Source organism: Sphaerochaeta sp. PS (assembly GCF_032144095.1).
GTDB lineage: Bacteria > Spirochaetota > Spirochaetia > Sphaerochaetales > Sphaerochaetaceae > Sphaerochaeta.
This window is the reverse complement of sequence record NZ_JAVSNJ010000001.1, coordinates 120,572-136,806: the sequence shown is the minus strand read 5'-3', so window position 1 is coordinate 136,806 and position 16,235 is coordinate 120,572. Positions and strand designations below refer to the sequence as shown.

Genomic DNA, 16,235 nt, shown 5'->3' with positions numbered 1-16,235 from the left:
TTGCAAGTGTTCCGCCATTCATTGGAAATCCAATCGCCAACTCTTGGAATTTAATTATGCTCTAAACAACCAGTACAACACCTCACCAGGCTGGCCATTTGACCATCAGGAGAGCGACAGCTTTGGTGGGTGGGTCATGGTAAAGGCAAAGAGTCGAAGCCAAGAGGCCATAACCGAGGCTCTGGAGAAGGGATCCTTCTACTCCTCCACCGGACCGGAAATCCATGATTTCTTCGTCCAGGATGGGATAGCCCATGTCTTTTGTTCTCCGGTAAGCAGGATCATCTTCAAGGGAGAGCGACGCAACTACATCAGGCAGATCGGATCGAACCTGACAGGCTTTTCCACCCCACTGTGTGGGAACAGGGAGTATGTCAGGGTGGAGTGCATAGATGCCGAGGGCAAAGTGGCCTATAGCAACCCCATCTATCTGTAGGGCAACCCTTTTCCTTGGAAAGAAGAAACTGACAAGTCTGCTCTTAAATGGGCCCTTATATAGCCAACCGTATGGGAAAATCGTCTCCTATAGCGTTATTCTTTTTGACATCGACACATATCCTGTCTTCAACACTTGCATAGCCCAAAAAAAGAGGTCTAAGGCATTTCAGGCAAAGAAATATTTCTCTTGGAAAAATGGGGGAAGTATTGAAGTGTGGTTGTGGTAATTCCTTTTTTTGTTTGCCAATATCAAGTTAGTATAAGGAACATAAAAATATGCATGAGAAATGCCCTCATAATAAAGCTTGACGGCTCATTTTACCAATGGTAGAGTTGATTTAACATCTATTTTAGATGGTTATGTTTTTATAAAGCGTTAACGTTAACGCACGAAGCTTAAGGAGGCTGTTTATGAAAAAGTTACTAGTAGTAGGAATGGTCCTGTTATACTCGGTGACCATGGTATTTGCAGCAGGTGCTGGGGAGAGTTCGTCCTCCAAGGGGATGATCGGTGTCGTCATGCCCACCAGGTCTGAAGAGCGCTGGAACAAGGACGGGGCTGCAGTAAAATCCGGTTTGGAAAAACTTGGGTACAAGGTTGACCTGCAGTTCTCGGATGATGATATCCCTACCCAGGTACGTCAGATTGAAGATTTGATCACCAAGGGAGCGAAAGTGCTCGTCATCGCCTCGATCGATGGATCGGCTTTGAGTGATGTGCTTGCGAAGGCTGCAGAGGAAAAAATTCCTGTAATAGCGTACGACCGCCTGATCATGAAGTCGCCGAATGTTGACTACTACCTATCATTCGACAACTATGCAGTCGGCCAGCAGATGGGTGATATCCTTATACAGGGAATGAACCTGAACAATCCAAAGAAAAAGCCGCTATTAATCGAGCTGTTCGGTGGATCTCCCGACGACAACAACGCATATAAGTTCTATGATGGTGCCATGGATAGGCTTAAGCCCTATTTTGACAACGGTACGCTCAAGATTGGTTCAGGCCAGAAGGGCATGGATAGAGTTGGAACGCTGCGCTGGAGCAATGAATTGGCAATGTCCAGAATGGAAAACCTGCTTTCCGCCCATTATACCAACCAGACGCTCGATGGAATTCTCTCTCCCTACGATCCAATCAGTCTTTCAACGCTTGAAGCTTGTAAGGCAGTTGGATACGGCACAGCTAGCAAGCCTCTGCCGGTAGTCGGCGGACAGGACTGCATTGTTGCTTCCTGCAAGTCGATTCTTGCTGGTGATCAGTATGCGACAGTCCTCAAGGATACCCGCGTACTTGGCCAGGCCACTGTCGTGCTCGTTGACACAATCATGCGTGGACAAGTTCCCGCAGGTCTCGATACCACCAGTTACAACAACGACTCCATCAAGAACGGCAAACCGTACATCGTTCCCTCCGTTCTGCTGAAGTCCGTCATCGTTACAAAGGATAACTTGAAGGCTGAAGTAGTCGATACTGGCTACCATACTGCAGCTGAAGTTGGCCTGTAAGAGTATGTATCCGGCTTCTTCATAGAAGCCGGAACTTGAGCGCCTAATCGCGAACCCGGTGCCATCTGCCTAAGGCTGAATTGGAATCGGGTTCCGGTCTGTATATCGGGGGACTTATATGCCAAACAATTCAATTCTGCTGTCGATGAAGCATATCACCAAGGCTTTTCCAGGCGTAAAAGCGCTTGATGACGTCAGTCTGGATGTCAAAGAACGTAAAATACATGCCTTAGTTGGAGAAAACGGCGCAGGGAAATCGACGCTGATGAAAGTACTGTCAGGTGTGTATCCCCATGGCACCTACGACGGGGACATATTCTTCGAGGGTAAGCGTTGCACCTTCTCCAGTATAAGGCAGAGTGAACAGGCTGGAATCGTCATCATTCATCAGGAGTTGGCGTTGAGCCCCTACCTTTCCATAGCAGAAAACATGTTCATCGGTGATGAGCGGGCAAAATTCAATATCATCAACTGGGACAAGACCCGTGAAGAAGCAATGAAATACATGGAACGTGTCGGACTCCATGAGAACCCTAATCTCCCTGTAAACAGGCTGGGGGTGGGAAAGCAGCAAATGGTTGAAATCGCCAAGGCCTTGGCGAAGCATGCCAAATTGCTGATTCTTGACGAGCCCACTTCCGCACTCAATGAAAAGGACAGCGCACATCTGCTTGAAATCCTCAAGGAACTCCGTGACAAAAGTAACATCGCTTCCGTGTTGATTTCCCACAAGCTCAACGAGGTCGCTGCCGTCGCCGATTCCATTACAATTCTGAGGGACGGCAAAACGATTGAGACGCTGGATGTCGTTCGATCCAAGCAAGGGACTGTTTCAATCAGTGAAGAAAGAATAATCAAAGGGATGGTAGGACGGGAAATCACTGAGATGTTTCCCAAGCGAAACAATCCCATCGGTGATATCTTGTTCGAGATCAAGGACTGGTCGGTTCAGAATCCTGATAATCCGGAGCAAAAGAAACTCGATGGGGTGAATATCAATGTTCGCGCCGGAGAGGTCGTCGGCTTGGCTGGCTTGGTTGGAGCCGGACGTACCGAACTTGCCATGAGCGTGTTCGGTCGTGCTTACGGTGAGGTTATCACTGGAAAAACGTTGATCGAGGGCTTGGAAGTCGATATCAGTACGATACCCAAGGCAATTGCCCAAGGCGTTGCCTATGTACCAGAGGACCGCAAGGAACTTGGACTAGTGATGATTCAGAACGTCAAGGAGAATACGACAATCGCAAAGTTAAAGAAAATTGCCAAGCTATCGGTGATCAACGAACATGATGAAAATATCGTTGCGGAAGATTTTTGCAAACGTCTTAATACGAAAACCCCGACAATCCTCCAGATGGCAGGAAATCTTTCGGGAGGTAATCAGCAGAAGGTCGTACTTTCAAAGTGGTTGTTCACTGATCCAAGGGTCCTGATTCTTGATGAACCTACGCGTGGCATAGATGTCGGGGCAAAGCATGAGATTTATACGATTATCAATTCGCTTGCGGCACAAGGGATGGCGTGCTTGCTGATTTCCAGTGAAATGTCGGAGATTATCGGAATGAGTGACAGAATTTATGTGATGAGCGAGGGCAAGATCACCGCTGAGCTGCCTAGTAAGATTGCGACTCAGGAAGAGATCATGCGTAATATCCTGAACAACTAAGTTAACGCTGATTGCTTGGCGATGTGGTAACTTAGAATCTGGTGAGTTTTTGATTGTTTGCATACGATAAGGAGTGTTGGATGAGTGGCTTGATTGCGATTTTGAAAAAGAATGTAAGGCAATACATGATGGTCCTCGCCTTGGTAGTGGCGATGGTCGCATTTGGACTTTTGACGGACGGCATCTTTTTCAGACCGGTAAATCTGACGAACTTGGTGCTTCAGAACAGCTATGTTCTGATTCTTGCCGTCGGCATGTTACTGTGTACCCTGACAGGAAACGTCGATCTTTCCGTGGGTTCCGTTGTCTGTTTCATCGGTGCACTGTGTGGTGTCATGATGGTCGACCTGCAGTGGAATCCCTACGTAGCGATGCTAATTGCGCTTCTAGTCGGTGCATTGGTCGGTATGTGGCAAGGGTTCTGGATTGCATTTGTGAATGTGCCACCATTCATAGCCACCTTGGCTGGTATGTTGGTTTTCCGTGGCCTGGGGCAGGTAATCATGAAAGGACAGACAAAGGCTCCATTCCCTCGGGAATTCCAGTTGATATCATCCGGGTATATTCCTGACCCATTCGGGGGCCTAACGATCGGAAAAATACATTTGCATCTCTTTACGTTGTTGATTGGTTTCCTAATTGTTGTATTGATTGTTTTCAGTGAAGTACAAAAACGGAAGAAACAGAAACAATATGACTTTGACCTCCTTCCTGCAGGAATATGGCTTGCCAAGGTGGTATTTATAGCCACTATTCTTGTTGCTTTCACCGTCGTTTTCGCAATATACAAGGGTTTTCCCAATATACTTATCCTGTTGGGCGTCTTGGTAATTGCCTATCAGTTCGTTGCATCCAAGACTATTCAAGGCCGTCATATATACGCTCTTGGAGGTAATAGAAAAGCTGCAGAACTGTCTGGTATAAAAGTCAAATGGGTAATGTTCTGGATCTACACCAATATGGCGGTTCTGGCTGCGGTGGCAGCGATGGTGTTTACTGCGCGTCTGAACTCAGCCACTCCCAAGGCCGGGCAGAACTTTGAGATGGACGCGATTGCCGCTTGTTATGTAGGTGGTTCAGCTGTCTCTGGTGGTATCGGAACGATAATCGGGGCTGTTGTAGGCGGGCTGTTTATCGGAGTGCTGAACAACGGTATGTCCATCATCGGTATCAGCACGGACTGGCAACAGGCAATCAAAGGGTTTGTCCTTCTTTCAGCCGTTGCATTCGACCTGTATTCAAAATCGAGATCATCGAAGATAGCGTAAATCCATAGAAGAGTTGCATCTATATGACCCCTGTGAATTGTGTGATTCGCAGGGGTCATAATAACCCAGCTCATTTCTGAGCCGGCGATTTGTTATATGAAACGTATTTGATTACATGTTCGGTTTCAGGATCAAAGGACTTTCCTTGGCCATGTAGGGAAACAAGGAAATCTAGATGTCTGAGCTGAACCAAGAATTGGTTCGATCTTACCAACAACCTAGCTTCTGGAAGTAGCTAGGGATACGTGCGTCTCGCTTCTGAGGGGCTCTACGACGATGAGGGACCATCGATGGTTTCACCATCCTTGGTGGTGTTGCTGAACGTACCGTCCTCAGAGTGAAAACCAAATATACAAGACTTGAGCGACGCAACTACATCAGAAAGATCGGATCGAACCTGACAGGATTCTCCATCCCACTATGTGGAAACAGGGAGTATGTCAGGGTGGAGTGCATAGATGCTAATGGAAAGGTGGCATATAGCAACCCCATCTACCTGTAGAGGTAACCTTTTTCCTGGAAAGAAGAAACTGACAGACCTACTCTTAAAGGGACCATTATATAGCCAACTGTATGGAAAAATTGTCTCCTATACTTCTTTCCTGGAGAGCTAAGCCCTACCTCCAAACCTGCATTTGGTGTTCTGTCCTTTATTGCAGCATCTCACCGGTAGGCCATGCCAGTTGTCCATAAGGGTATCATTTCTTATCCTTCAGGCAACAAAAGCCTTGTTGACAGCTCCCTGGAGGACTTGTAGCCTTACCCTTGAAGAGGAGAAATGACTATGCGGATAATCGATGCCCATGCCCATGTATTTGAACAGCTCTGTGGTTTTGGCTCGGATGGGGAGCTTCGTGCCATCGGAGGGGGGAAAGCCCGCTGGGCAACAGGCGAGGTTGTCGACATCATCCCCCCAGGCTATGGGGATACCTCCTTCACTGCCGATACCCTGCTCTCCATCATGGACAAGCACGATGTCGAGAAAGCGGTATTGCTGCAAGGTGGGTTCCTGGGCTTCGCCAATGACTACATCCACCAGGTTTGCCAGAGCCACCCTACCCGGTTTGCAGGTGCGGCAACCTTTGACCCATGGTGTCGCAATGCCCAGAGAATCCTCGACAACCTTCTCAACTCCTTCCACATCTTCAAGTTTGAGATGTCTGTCGGATGCGGCATCATGGGAAGCCACCCCGATTTCGCCCTGGACAATCCCCTGATGATGGGCTTCTATGAACAGATCGCCGCAAAACAGGGGATGCTAGTCTTCGATCTGGGCAGTCCCGGCGACGGAAGCAACCAGCCCAAGGCTATCAGGGCCATAGCAGATGCCTTCCCTGCAATGGACATCGTAGTCTGTCACCTGATGTCCCCCAGGCGCCAACATCTCCAGCAGCTGCAGGAAGGCCTGCCAACAATGAAACGGGAGAACATCCATTTTGACCTCGCCGCCCTCCACTGGAAGGTACGCCCTGAAGCCTACCCCTTCCCCACAGCCCAGCAGTTCACCACCGTTGCAAAGGACCTGGTCGGAGCCGATCACCTGATGTGGGGAACCGATGCCCCTTCAACGTTGGTACACCACAGCTATGAGCAGCTCCTTGACTACCTGCTCCCTGTTTTCAGCGAAAAGGAGCAGCAGGCTGTATTCCACGACAATGCACTGAGGTTGTACTTCTAGCGTAAGAGCTATGTAGTGAGCAATGGCCTCGCATCCTTTGGATCGTGAGGCCATTGTTCCTTGTATATATCCTTCCTAAAGCTATGCCTTGGACTCTGTCTGGTCCGCCTTCCTGAACGCATCGCGGGTAGCAAGAAGCTCCTGGATACCTCCAATGGAACCAAACAGGCCAGCAACCTCAGTGGGTAGGAAGATTTTATGGCTCGAACCGTTGGCAAGGTCCTTGGCAATCTCATTCTGCGAACGAAGCACCTCCATCATCAGAAGGTTGTCCGCTCCCTTTCCTTCAGAATATACCTTACGGACGGCATCGAGGCCCACAGCCTTGGCCAGCTGGACCAGACGTATGGCCTCGGACTCCCCTTCTGCCAGGAGAATCTTCTCCATCTTATAGGCATCGGCCTTCATGATGCGGGACTCTGACTCCCCTTGGGCATTGAGGATGAGGCTTTGCTTGATGCCTTCGGCTTCAAGGATAGCTGCCTGCTTCTTCCCCTCAGCAATGGTGACCTCCTGCCTACGGGTACGTTCAGCCTTCATCTGGCGCTCCATATCCTCCTTCAGGTCTGTCGGGGGGATGATGTCCTGGATCTCAACGCGGAGTATCTTCACTCCCCACTTGTCAGTCGCCTCATCGAGGATGCCACGCAGTTTCTGGTTAGCGGTATCACGCGAGGAGAGGCTTACATCAAGGTCCATCTCACCGAAGATGTTACGCATCGTGGTCTTCGACAGTTCCCTGATGCCCATGATCAGGTCGCTGATCTCATAGCAGGCCTTATGGGGCTCGACAATCTGATAGAAAATGAGGGTATCCACCGTGAGGCTGATGTTGTCCCGGGTGATCACCGATTGCGAAGGGATGTCATATACCTGTTCCCTCAGGTCCACATTGTAGTCGGAGATCTTCTCCGGCTTGTAGTTCAGGTGCTTCACATACCGCTTCTTGTCAAGGAAGGGGATAATGAAGTTAATCCCGGAATCAAGGGTCTTCACATACTTTCCAAGCCGCTCAATGATGACAGCCTGGCCTTGGGGCACCTGCTTGATACCCTTGAGCACGATGATGATGACAAACAAGGTAACAGCACCGATTACATAGAACGATTCCATGGACTCACTCCTTTCCTACCACAAGCTTCACCCCATCGATCTGTAGGACCACAATGGTCTGGCCGACAGCAATGACCTCACTATCCTTTGCTATGGCTGTCCACACTTCCTTGTGGACCCTCACCCTTCCCGAGCCCTTGGTGGGATTGATCTCTTCGACAACGACACCCTTCTCACCGAGAAGGCTCTGGGAATTTGTACGGAAGCCTCTATTTTTTGATCGGGAGTTGACGAAAATCCTCCTGACGAAAACCGTAAGGAGCAGCAGCGTGATGGCGAAGGTAAGGAGCACGACCGATGTGGAGGCCTGCAGGTAGACAGGGATTGCCGCAACGATAAAGGCAAGGCCAAACCACATGATGATGAACCCTGGCGTGAAGGCTTCCAGGGCCATAAGAAGAATACCAACTGTCACAAACAACCACCAGACATTCATACAACACCCCTTTGATTCGGAAAGAAAAAGCAAACAAGTTCACCGTTCATAAACAGTTACACTCTACGTCCCGAACCGGAGATCTGTCAACTGATTCCTGAAAAGCTTCAGAAGGGACAGTTTTTGATGCGGTAACCTCTGCCGTACACATTCTTGCAGATTTCAGAGCGATTAATACGATCAAGGTTGCAGGCGATCCCTTTGCAGGGAAGTGCGGCCTATTCTCCCAGATTGCAATAGAGTTTTTCCCTAGAGGGTTTGCAAGGGAAGAAATGCAGGGGGAAAAACAGAAGCTTACTTTTTCCGTTGCAAAATTCACCATCCAACTCCCCCACCGTAAATCTCAGGCGGAGGGACCTGCACCTGGCCTTGCAGCTACAGAGAGAGCATCGGCTTATCGAATACTTCCTGACAAACAGCCTTAGGATGGACAGTAAGGATAGGCTGAGGCGATGGAGCATGTTCTTCCCGACACGGTGCTGGCCTATTTTCTGGAACTTGAGCTATAGGGAAGGATGATGATCAGAGCTCATTGGCAAACATATTTCGGAAGAACCGCTTGCCGCTCTCGGTACAGAAGATCTCCTCATACACTTTCCTGAACGTTTCCTTGGGCGTGGGCTTCTCCTGGAGATTTACCAGAAAGTCGCTCTCGATGAGGATCTGGTAGTCCAGGCCCTGGATATCGGTGTAGGTATGATGGTGTCCCACCAGGAACGCAACCCGGTCGATAACCGCTGGGCTGAACTTATGGAGTTTGGCAAGCAGCTCCCTTGCTATGGGAGGGCCCTCAAGCTCCTGCAGTTTCCCACTGGATTTTCCTTCGTACTTCTCTTCACACACCTTGATCCCAATGTCATGGACGATGGCAGAGGCTTCCAGTATCAGAAGGGTGTTGGCATCAAGGCCTTCCAGTACCCCTATCGCCCTAGCGTAGCCATGCACCTTTACGAGGTGGGCGATGCGTCTTGCATCGGGTGAGTCATAGGCGATGGTGTGATCCAGTAGTGTAGCAAGCAGAATGGTCTGTTCCATGTACGTTCCTCTCTAGGGGAATTGAAACACACCCGAGGGTTAGGCGCAAGGAAAACTGTGGGGCAAGAAGGTTCCCCTAACCCTATGGCGATCTCTTTTGGAGAGGTGGACCTATCGCTCCTCTGTTCAATGACATAGTGCTCAATTCACTTTTCCATGGCAAAGAGAGAGACCTGGACAGGGGTTTTTATCCCCATCCCGATGGAGGAGCACAAACAATCGAAATATTGGCTCCTGCCACTATCGGCCTGCAAAATCTTGCTTGCACACCTTCCCCAATTGGACTACAGTCACTCTATGAGCAGACAGGCGAAACTGATGACAACGGGGCCAATCCAAGGACATATTATCCGTTTTGCCATCCCCATATTCTTAGGCACCCTCTTCCAACAACTCTACAATACGGCAGACTCCCTTGTGGTGGGAAACTTCGTTGGCACAGAGGCCCTTGCTGCGATCACCTCCTGTGGTTCGCTGATCTTCCTGCTGATCGGGCTTGTGCAGGGCGTCTTCGTCGGAGCCGGGGTGGTAATATCCACCTTCTATGGGGCAGGGGATCTGCATTCGGTACGAGAGGCGGTCCACACCTCGATTGCATTCAGTCTGGTAAGTGGACTTCTTTTGACCATCATTGGTTACTTCTTCTCCCCAGTCATCCTGACCTGGATGGGAACTCCTGCCGATGTCTTCGACGAAGCAGAAATCTACGTACATATATATTTCTTGGGAATTGGGGCGGTAGTGCTCTACAACTGTGCGGCAGGGATCCTCCAAGCTGTCGGGGACAGCAGGCACCCACTCTATTTCCTCATCATCGCAGCGGCTCTCAACATTGTATTGGACCTGGTGTTTGTGGTGGGCTTCAAGATGGGCATTGCAGGGACCGCCTATGCAACCATCATCAGCCAAACGGTGAGCGTCGTCCTCTCCTTCCGCCTTCTTTTGACCTCAAGGGAGATTGTCAGAGTTGAACTTAGGCATATTGGATTCAAAAAGGGATTCCTCTCAAAGATCCTTAGGTTGGGCATCCCGTCAGGCATCCAGAACTCCGTAACCTCACTGGCAAATGTCTTTGTCCAGTCGAGTGTCAACCTGTTTGGCGCAACAGCCATGGCAGGTACCGGAGCCTTCATGAGGATCCAGGGCTTTGCCCTCATCCCCATCACCAGCTTTGCCTTGGCAATGACAACCTTTACCGGCCAGAACATCGGGGCAAGGGAGCACGAGAGGGTAAAGAAAGGGATACGGTTCGGCATCATCTTTGCCATGATCCTGTCAGAGTCGATCGGGATCCTCCTCTATCTCTATGCAGCCCCGTTGGTGGCCCTCTTCAGCCAGAACCCGGACATCATCGCATTCGGGGTGCAGAAGTCGAGGATATCATCCCTATTCCTCTTTGCCCTGGCCCTCTCCCATGTCATGGCAGGGCTCTTCAGAGGGGCTGGGAAATCCATGGTGCCCATGGTAGTCATGCTGACCTTCTGGTGCATTGTAAGGGTGCTCTACATCAAGATTGGCCTGTTGTTTTTGATGGACATCCGTGTCGTCTATTGGGCCCACCCCATCACCTGGCTTCTCAGCGCCATGGTATTCATCATCTACTACTTCTCTGTGGACTGGATGAAAACCAAGGAAACCTTGCCCCCGTTGTGAAGAATCCTTGAGCCAATACGAGGAACAAGGGTGTATCCATTCAGGCAGAATTGACCCTATCCAGGAACTGGAATCAAGCAGTGGCAGAGCAGCCACGAATCTTTCTCCCTTTCCTCATTCCCTCTGCTTGACAAAAATTGGACAGAATAGAACTATAGGCTATACAACTATTTTTCCTATAAGGATATCATGTATACAGACCACACCATCATCATTCTTCACAACCAAGTCAGACAGGATAGTCCTGAGGATGTCCTGGACATAGAGAGACAAGCCAAATGGGTTGCAGAAATCCTGCAAGCCAAAGGGTACAAGACCCTTATGGTTCCTTTTTCCATGGAGAGCCTTTCCATGCTGGAGACCATGAACAGCTCCCATCCCCTTCTGGTATTCAACCTGGTCGACTCTGCCCCAGCAGAAGAAAACCTTGCCTACCTCGTCCCGGGGATTCTCGAACACATGGGCCTTCCCTATACCGGCTGTTCCCTGCACAACCTCTACCTTACGACAAACAAGATGCTTGCAAAACGGCTGCTCAAGGCTGCAGGAATCGCTACCCCACCCTGGATCTGCAAGGGGGAGACGGAAGCCCTTCAGGACAGGTCCATCAAACGGTTCATCATCAAGCCCATTTCGGAAGATGCCTCCATAGGCTTGGACGAGAGTTCGATCGTGGATGGTAAGGCTACTCTGCTTGCACTGCAACAGAAGGAAGAGGCCCTGGGGAGTGCCTGCTTTGCAGAAGCCTTCATCGAGGGCAGGGAGTTCACCGCATGCATGCATGGAATGCAGGAGGCCTGCACGGTCCTCACCCCATATGAATGGGTGTTCCAGGGGTATGAAGAGCACAAGAAAGAGAAGATCATCACCTATGATGCCAAATGGACAGAAAACTCATTTGGGTTTGAACACATCGTAGCAAAGTATCAAGCTGATGAGCGTGACCTCCCCCTGCTGGAGGAGCTTACCCAGATAGCGAGGGCCTGCTGGAAAGCCTTCGACCTCACCGGCTACGCCCGTGTTGACTTTCGCATTGATGAGAGAGGCAAGCCATGGGTGCTGGAGGTCAACTGCAACCCCAGCTTCTACGGATTCTACCACCTGGCCCTGGAGGGAGGTTTCTCCTTCGATGACTTGGTCCAGGGTATTGTAGAGCAGGTACGCTAGTCAGAGGTACTTGTCGACCCAGACCAGCTTCTCCAATTCAAAGCCCAGTTCCTGATAGAGGGCCTGGGCTTTTTTGTTGTTTGGATGGGTTACCATGGCCAGGTATCCACATCCCATTTCCTGGGACCAGGTCCGCACAAACCCCAACAGGTCCGACCCCAGCCCCTGCTTGCGGCAACTCTCCGACACATAAAGCTCATTCAACCAGAAGTAGTCACCTCCGGTTTCCAAGCCAGAGCAGATATTGCCGTAGGCAAATCCTATGGCAGTGCTACCGCCCTCATATGCAACAAAGAGAGCTGAACGGCTCTCTTTCTTCATGGCATTGTTGACCTCTGCCTCGACCTCTTCCCTGCTCTGTTGGTAGCCGATGAATGCCATCTGCTCCTGGATCAGGGTGATGACAGTTTCCTTGTCTATGATATCCCCAGTATGCTGGTACGCTACAATAGTTGGCATATGATCTTCCTACCAAGCCTTCACATAGATAAGCTTATTGTCACCGGGGGCGTAGTAGTCCTTCAGTTCAGCTTCCAGAAGATACCCGTTCCGTTCGTAGAATGAACGGGTTGGGAAGTAGAGTTCGGTCGAGGAAGTCTCGATATAGACACGGTTTCCCCCTCTCCTGTCGATCTCCAGTTCTGTCTGGACAAGGAGCTTTGTACCGAGGCCCTTACCCCTAAAGGCCATATCGACCGCTATCCAGTAGAGGTCATAGCTGCTCTTGGTCCCCGGTATGGGCCCAAAACAGGTATACCCCCTGACCTCTGAGCCACATTCGGCAAACTGGAAGAAGTATTCGCAAACCTCCCCCTTCTCCAAACGCTCGGTCACCAGAGAGACCCCCACCTGCTGTTCCTCTTCATTGAAGAAGCCGGAAGTGTGTAATATCGAAGCAACACAGGCGACATCGCTACTCTGTGGTTGCTCCCTAAATGTATAGGTATCCATAGTATTACCCTTTGATGATCAGGGCGATCATCTCTTCATAGCTGAGTTCTGCCCTCTCGGCAGCAGCCACAAATCCGCTGTCCCTCGCTATGCAAGGGTTCAGGTTAACTTCAAGCACAAAGGGATTTCCTCTTTCGTCGACCCGGAAATCCACCCTCGCATACCCTTTTCCCCCAAATAGCTGGAAAGCCCTGCGGCTCAACTCTTTCAGGGAAAAGAGCAAAAGGTCATCATCCTCGGAGAAAGTGAAGCTCCGTTGGGTGTGGAGGTACTCGAACGAGGTCTCATCCCACTTGGCTTCATAGCCTACGATGGTAGGCTTGTCAGCGGGATAGTCCACAAAAAGCATCTCGGCAGGCTCAAAGACCATCATCTCGTTGCCGACAGTAAGCAGGGAGACGCTGAATTCACGGCCAAGAATGAATGTTTCGGCAAAGTGTGCGTTCCCGGCAAGCTCATGCCTCAAAGCTTCGGTATTGGAGAAACTCTTCACAGAGGTGTCGGTGATCCCAATCGAAGCCTCTTCGGCCACAGGCTTGATGATCAGCGGTTTGCCAAGGAATGCAGAGAGGGGACCAACGTCAGAAGGTTCGACCCAAGGGGGGGTAGGGATCCCTGCATCTCGCATCATCCGTTTGGCTAGCAGCTTGTCAGAGGAGTGCATCATCCCCTCCCCGTTTCCACCGGTGTACCTGGCCTTCAAGGATGCAAATAGGGCGGGAGCGAGATGGAGGAGACGACTTCCTTCCAAGGTTTCCACCAAGTTGAAGATGAGGTCGGCATGGTAGGAGAGTATCTGCTCTCCCATCGTTTTTGCATCAAGGACAAAGCTAGCATGAAACACCTCATGGCCGAGGGCCATGAGGGCTTGGGTTACCTGCTCAACTTCCAATGCTGTGTCAAGCTCGTCCTTGGTAGGGACCATGGCGAGCTTGTCAGAGACGATCAGGATACGCATGTTGCCTTCGGAGGCTGAAGCCTGAGCATGGCTGATGCCATGATCCTGCTGATCAGTTCATGGTAGCTTATCCCACTCTTCCCACAAAGGATGGGAAGGTCAGAGTCGATGGGATTCAAGCCGGCAAGAGGATTCACTTCCAAAAAGTTCACCCTGCCCTGCCCATCCATCTTCACATCGATGCGTCCGCCGTCACGACAGCCGAGGGCGTTCCACGCACCCAGGGCAACACGCTCACATTCGGATGCCACATCCCCTTCGACAAGATGGTACCTTGCAAACTCAAGGTACTCCTGCTTGCTCTTGTAGGAGTAGACACCCATATCACAGCTCGGGTCGACGACAATCTCCATCACCCCAGTCGTCCGTGCATGTTCCCGTGTTCCGGTGATGCCGACGGTAAACTCCCTTCCTCCAAGGTAGGTCTCCACCAACACAGGCTGGTGGAACTGCTGCAGAAGGAGATGGGCAACTGAGCTGAGCTCATCCTTGTCCTTGACGATGGAGTTGGCACTGATGCCCATGCCCGTCCCGCCGCCGACCGGCTTGAGGAACAGGGGAAAGGGAAGCGAGACAGCATCGACCTCATCCATAGCATGGATGACAAAATAGTCAGGGGTAGGGACGCCCTGCTCCCTCACCACAGCCTTGGTCATTCCCTTGTGCAGGGAGATGGAGAGGATGTGGGAATCGGAGAACACATAGGGAATCTCGTATGCATCGAGCAAGGCGGGAATCTGTGCTTCCCGGCAAAGGCCATGGAGACCTTCAGCAATGTTGAATACAAGGTCACAACGATTTCCTTCGGCAAGGAACCCAACCAAGGCCTTGATGTTACCGATACGGATGGTCTCATAGCCCAAAAGCCTGAGAGAATCGTCGATCGCATCAATGGTCACGAGGCTGTCAAATTCAGCGACTGCCTCGGCAGGATATCCCGCCTTGAGGTAGTCGTCTTTGAGGTCATAGGTCATTCCAATAAGCATGTCAGATCTCAGTGCCCTCTTTGGCACGGTCGGGATAGGCGAAGACCTTCCCCTCATAGTTACGAAGATAGAGGTTCTTCTCGTCGTGCCCAACTTCATAGTCGGGGAGGATGGGGACCTTTCCGCCGCCTCCGGGAGTATCTATGACGTACTGGGGAACGGCATACCCGCTGGTAAAGCCGCGTAGGCCCTGGATGAGCTGCTTACCCTTGTCCACAGTTGTGCGGAAGTGGGCAGAGCCGGTGATCGGGTCACACTGGAAAAGATAGTAGGGTTTGATCCTTACCTTCAACAGGCCGTGGTAGAGGGCCATCAGGATTTCAACTGAATCATTCACACCCTGCAGCAGGACCGTCTGGCTTCCCATGACCACCCCGGCATCAGCGAGGCTGTTGCAGGCCTTTGCGGCTTCTGCTGTCATCTCATCAGGATGGGTGCAGTGTACGCTCAGGTAGATGGGCTTGTAGCGCTTGAGGATCTTCAGGAGGTTTGGAGTGATCCGCTGGGGAAGTACCATAGGTACCTTTGTCCCGATCCTGACCATCTCCACATGCTTGATGGAGGTAATTTCCTTGAGCAACCACTCGATCTTCTCGTCAGAGAGGGTCAGTGGATCTCCACCGGAAATGACGACATCACGGATGACGGGGGTTCTGCGGATATAGTCAATGGCATCTTTCCAATGGGATTCCAGAGGTTCGGTATGCCCACCGACCAGGCGGGAACGGGTACAATATCGACAGTAGACCGAGCAGAAGCTTGTGGTCAGAAACAATACCCTGTCAGGATACCGGTGCACTATGCCTGGGACCGGACTGGTATTCTCTTCATGCAAGGGATCTTCACTCTCACCGGGAGAAGTGAAGGACTCAAGGATGGAGGGGATTACACTCTTGCGTAAGGCACTCTGCTGGTCCTTGGGGTCAAGAAGGCTAAGATAGTAGGGGGTTACGGAGAAGGGGAATCGATCTTCAAAATGTTCAAGAGCTTGTCGCTCTTCGTTGGTCAAAACCAGGAATCGGGAGATCTGCTCAAGGGTGGTGATTCGATGGGAAACCTGCCAGTGCCAGTCATTCCACATCTCTCTGGTCGCGTCAGGAAAATAGGCTTTCCTGAACTTGGTTGCCTGGCCCTTAAGGGAGGATGAAGTACTGGACTTCACCATCTTGGGGCTGCCGGAGGCGGGGACGCTCTGTGACATGCAAACCTGCATGCCTTTGCGTATAAGCGGAGGGTCACCGTCGTCAATGTTAACTGTTTGATTAGTATTGAATTGTTCCATAGGAACCGTCCTTGGCACGAGTGATTCAACGTCCTTGGAAGACTTCTGATCCTCTTGCCTACATTACTGGCTAAAGTGTATCACTAAGAATCAAA

16 protein-coding genes are annotated in these 16,235 nt (G+C 50.8%); 8 read left to right on the top strand and 8 right to left on the bottom strand.

All coding sequences use genetic code 11. The features are described from left to right. Positions 1 to 43: 43 nt before the first annotated feature. The 6 genes from ROJ03_RS00725 (at position 44) to ROJ03_RS00700 (ending at position 6,559) form a co-directional block, all read left to right on the top strand. The gene (locus tag ROJ03_RS00725; RefSeq protein WP_313725063.1) at positions 44 to 436 is read left to right on the top strand and encodes a hypothetical protein; all 393 of its coding nucleotides are present in this window, start codon (positions 44 to 46) and stop codon (positions 434 to 436) included. A gap of 413 nt (positions 437 to 849) precedes the next feature. Further along, a complete protein-coding gene (locus ROJ03_RS00720; protein WP_313725062.1) occupies positions 850 to 1,947 on the top strand; it encodes a substrate-binding domain-containing protein in 1,098 nt (365 codons plus the stop codon). A gap of 118 nt (positions 1,948 to 2,065) precedes the next feature. Continuing rightward, complete coding sequence (locus tag ROJ03_RS00715) at positions 2,066 to 3,613, top strand: ATP-binding cassette domain-containing protein (RefSeq protein ID WP_313725061.1); 1,548 nt, start codon at positions 2,066 to 2,068, stop codon at positions 3,611 to 3,613. 80 nt (positions 3,614 to 3,693) lie between these two features. Beyond that, positions 3,694 to 4,881: a multiple monosaccharide ABC transporter permease gene (mmsB, locus tag ROJ03_RS00710; RefSeq protein ID WP_313725060.1), complete on the top strand. Its 1,188-nt coding sequence runs from the start codon at positions 3,694 to 3,696 to the stop codon at positions 4,879 to 4,881. A 337-nt stretch (positions 4,882 to 5,218) separates the two neighbouring features. Continuing rightward, positions 5,219 to 5,383, top strand: coding sequence for a hypothetical protein (locus tag ROJ03_RS00705; RefSeq protein ID WP_313725059.1), 165 nt, complete (start codon positions 5,219 to 5,221; stop codon positions 5,381 to 5,383). Positions 5,384 to 5,659: 276 nt separating this feature from the next. Continuing rightward, positions 5,660 to 6,559, top strand: a complete 900-nt coding sequence (locus ROJ03_RS00700) for an amidohydrolase family protein (RefSeq protein ID WP_313725058.1) — start codon at positions 5,660 to 5,662, stop codon at positions 6,557 to 6,559. An 81-nt stretch (positions 6,560 to 6,640) separates the two neighbouring features. On the opposite strand, the gene ROJ03_RS00695 is transcribed toward ROJ03_RS00700, so the two are convergent. The 3 genes from ROJ03_RS00695 to ROJ03_RS00685 form a co-directional block, all read right to left on the bottom strand. Beyond that, the gene (locus tag ROJ03_RS00695) at positions 6,641 to 7,672 is read right to left on the bottom strand and encodes an SPFH domain-containing protein (RefSeq protein ID WP_313725057.1); all 1,032 of its coding nucleotides are present in this window, start codon (positions 7,670 to 7,672) and stop codon (positions 6,641 to 6,643) included. Positions 7,673 to 7,676: 4 nt separating this feature from the next. Further along, a complete protein-coding gene (locus ROJ03_RS00690) occupies positions 7,677 to 8,108 on the bottom strand; it encodes an NfeD family protein (RefSeq protein ID WP_313725056.1) in 432 nt (143 codons plus the stop codon). Between the two features lie 522 nt (positions 8,109 to 8,630). Then, a complete protein-coding gene (locus tag ROJ03_RS00685; protein ID WP_313725055.1) occupies positions 8,631 to 9,143 on the bottom strand; it encodes a phosphohydrolase in 513 nt (170 codons plus the stop codon). A gap of 156 nt (positions 9,144 to 9,299) precedes the next feature. Here ROJ03_RS00685 and ROJ03_RS00680 point away from each other — a divergent pair, with 156 nt between their 5' ends. Together ROJ03_RS00680 and ROJ03_RS00675 are read left to right on the top strand one after the other, a co-directional pair. Next, the gene (locus ROJ03_RS00680) at positions 9,300 to 10,796 is read left to right on the top strand and encodes an MATE family efflux transporter (RefSeq protein WP_313725054.1); all 1,497 of its coding nucleotides are present in this window, start codon (positions 9,300 to 9,302) and stop codon (positions 10,794 to 10,796) included. 189 nt (positions 10,797 to 10,985) lie between these two features. Then, complete coding sequence (locus ROJ03_RS00675) at positions 10,986 to 11,963, top strand: ATP-grasp domain-containing protein (RefSeq protein ID WP_313725053.1); 978 nt, start codon at positions 10,986 to 10,988, stop codon at positions 11,961 to 11,963. On the opposite strand, the gene ROJ03_RS00670 is transcribed toward ROJ03_RS00675, so the two are convergent. Genes ROJ03_RS00670 through ROJ03_RS00650 form a run of 5 tightly spaced genes read right to left on the bottom strand, consistent with a single transcriptional unit; the run spans position 11,964 to position 16,059 of the window. Further along, positions 11,964 to 12,422: a GNAT family N-acetyltransferase gene (locus ROJ03_RS00670; RefSeq protein WP_313725052.1), complete on the bottom strand. Its 459-nt coding sequence runs from the start codon at positions 12,420 to 12,422 to the stop codon at positions 11,964 to 11,966. A 9-nt stretch (positions 12,423 to 12,431) separates the two neighbouring features. Continuing rightward, positions 12,432 to 12,914: a GNAT family N-acetyltransferase gene (locus tag ROJ03_RS00665; RefSeq protein WP_313725051.1), complete on the bottom strand. Its 483-nt coding sequence runs from the start codon at positions 12,912 to 12,914 to the stop codon at positions 12,432 to 12,434. A gap of 4 nt (positions 12,915 to 12,918) precedes the next feature. After that, positions 12,919 to 13,872, bottom strand: a complete 954-nt coding sequence (locus ROJ03_RS00660) for an ATP-grasp domain-containing protein (RefSeq protein ID WP_313725050.1) — start codon at positions 13,870 to 13,872, stop codon at positions 12,919 to 12,921. Then, positions 13,860 to 14,858, bottom strand: a complete 999-nt coding sequence (locus ROJ03_RS00655; protein WP_313725049.1) for a D-alanine--D-alanine ligase — start codon at positions 14,856 to 14,858, stop codon at positions 13,860 to 13,862. Before ROJ03_RS00655 ends, ROJ03_RS00660 begins: the two co-directional genes overlap by 13 nt. Position 14,859: 1 nt before the next feature. Continuing rightward, on the bottom strand, positions 14,860 to 16,059 hold the full coding sequence (locus tag ROJ03_RS00650; RefSeq protein WP_313725048.1) for a KamA family radical SAM protein: 1,200 nt from the start codon (positions 16,057 to 16,059) through the stop codon (positions 14,860 to 14,862). Positions 16,060 to 16,235 lie beyond the last annotated feature (176 nt).

Coding starts and splice junctions, on each gene's coding strand:
- ROJ03_RS00720 (WP_313725062.1), top strand. CDS start 850: ATGAAAAAGTTACTAGTAGTAGGAATGGTCCTGTTATACTCGGTGACC.
- ROJ03_RS00715 (WP_313725061.1), top strand. CDS start 2,066: ATGCCAAACAATTCAATTCTGCTGTCGATGAAGCATATCACCAAGGCT.
- mmsB (WP_313725060.1), top strand. CDS start 3,694: ATGAGTGGCTTGATTGCGATTTTGAAAAAGAATGTAAGGCAATACATG.
- ROJ03_RS00700 (WP_313725058.1), top strand. CDS start 5,660: ATGACTATGCGGATAATCGATGCCCATGCCCATGTATTTGAACAGCTC.
- ROJ03_RS00695 (WP_313725057.1), bottom strand. CDS start 7,672: ATGGAATCGTTCTATGTAATCGGTGCTGTTACCTTGTTTGTCATCATC.
- ROJ03_RS00690 (WP_313725056.1), bottom strand. CDS start 8,108: ATGAATGTCTGGTGGTTGTTTGTGACAGTTGGTATTCTTCTTATGGCC.
- ROJ03_RS00685 (WP_313725055.1), bottom strand. CDS start 9,143: ATGGAACAGACCATTCTGCTTGCTACACTACTGGATCACACCATCGCC.
- ROJ03_RS00680 (WP_313725054.1), top strand. CDS start 9,300: ATGGCAAAGAGAGAGACCTGGACAGGGGTTTTTATCCCCATCCCGATG.
- ROJ03_RS00675 (WP_313725053.1), top strand. CDS start 10,986: ATGTATACAGACCACACCATCATCATTCTTCACAACCAAGTCAGACAG.
- ROJ03_RS00670 (WP_313725052.1), bottom strand. CDS start 12,422: ATGCCAACTATTGTAGCGTACCAGCATACTGGGGATATCATAGACAAG.
- ROJ03_RS00665 (WP_313725051.1), bottom strand. CDS start 12,914: ATGGATACCTATACATTTAGGGAGCAACCACAGAGTAGCGATGTCGCC.
- ROJ03_RS00660 (WP_313725050.1), bottom strand. CDS start 13,872: ATGCGTATCCTGATCGTCTCTGACAAGCTCGCCATGGTCCCTACCAAG.
- ROJ03_RS00655 (WP_313725049.1), bottom strand. CDS start 14,858: ATGCTTATTGGAATGACCTATGACCTCAAAGACGACTACCTCAAGGCG.
- ROJ03_RS00650 (WP_313725048.1), bottom strand. CDS start 16,059: ATGTCACAGAGCGTCCCCGCCTCCGGCAGCCCCAAGATGGTGAAGTCC.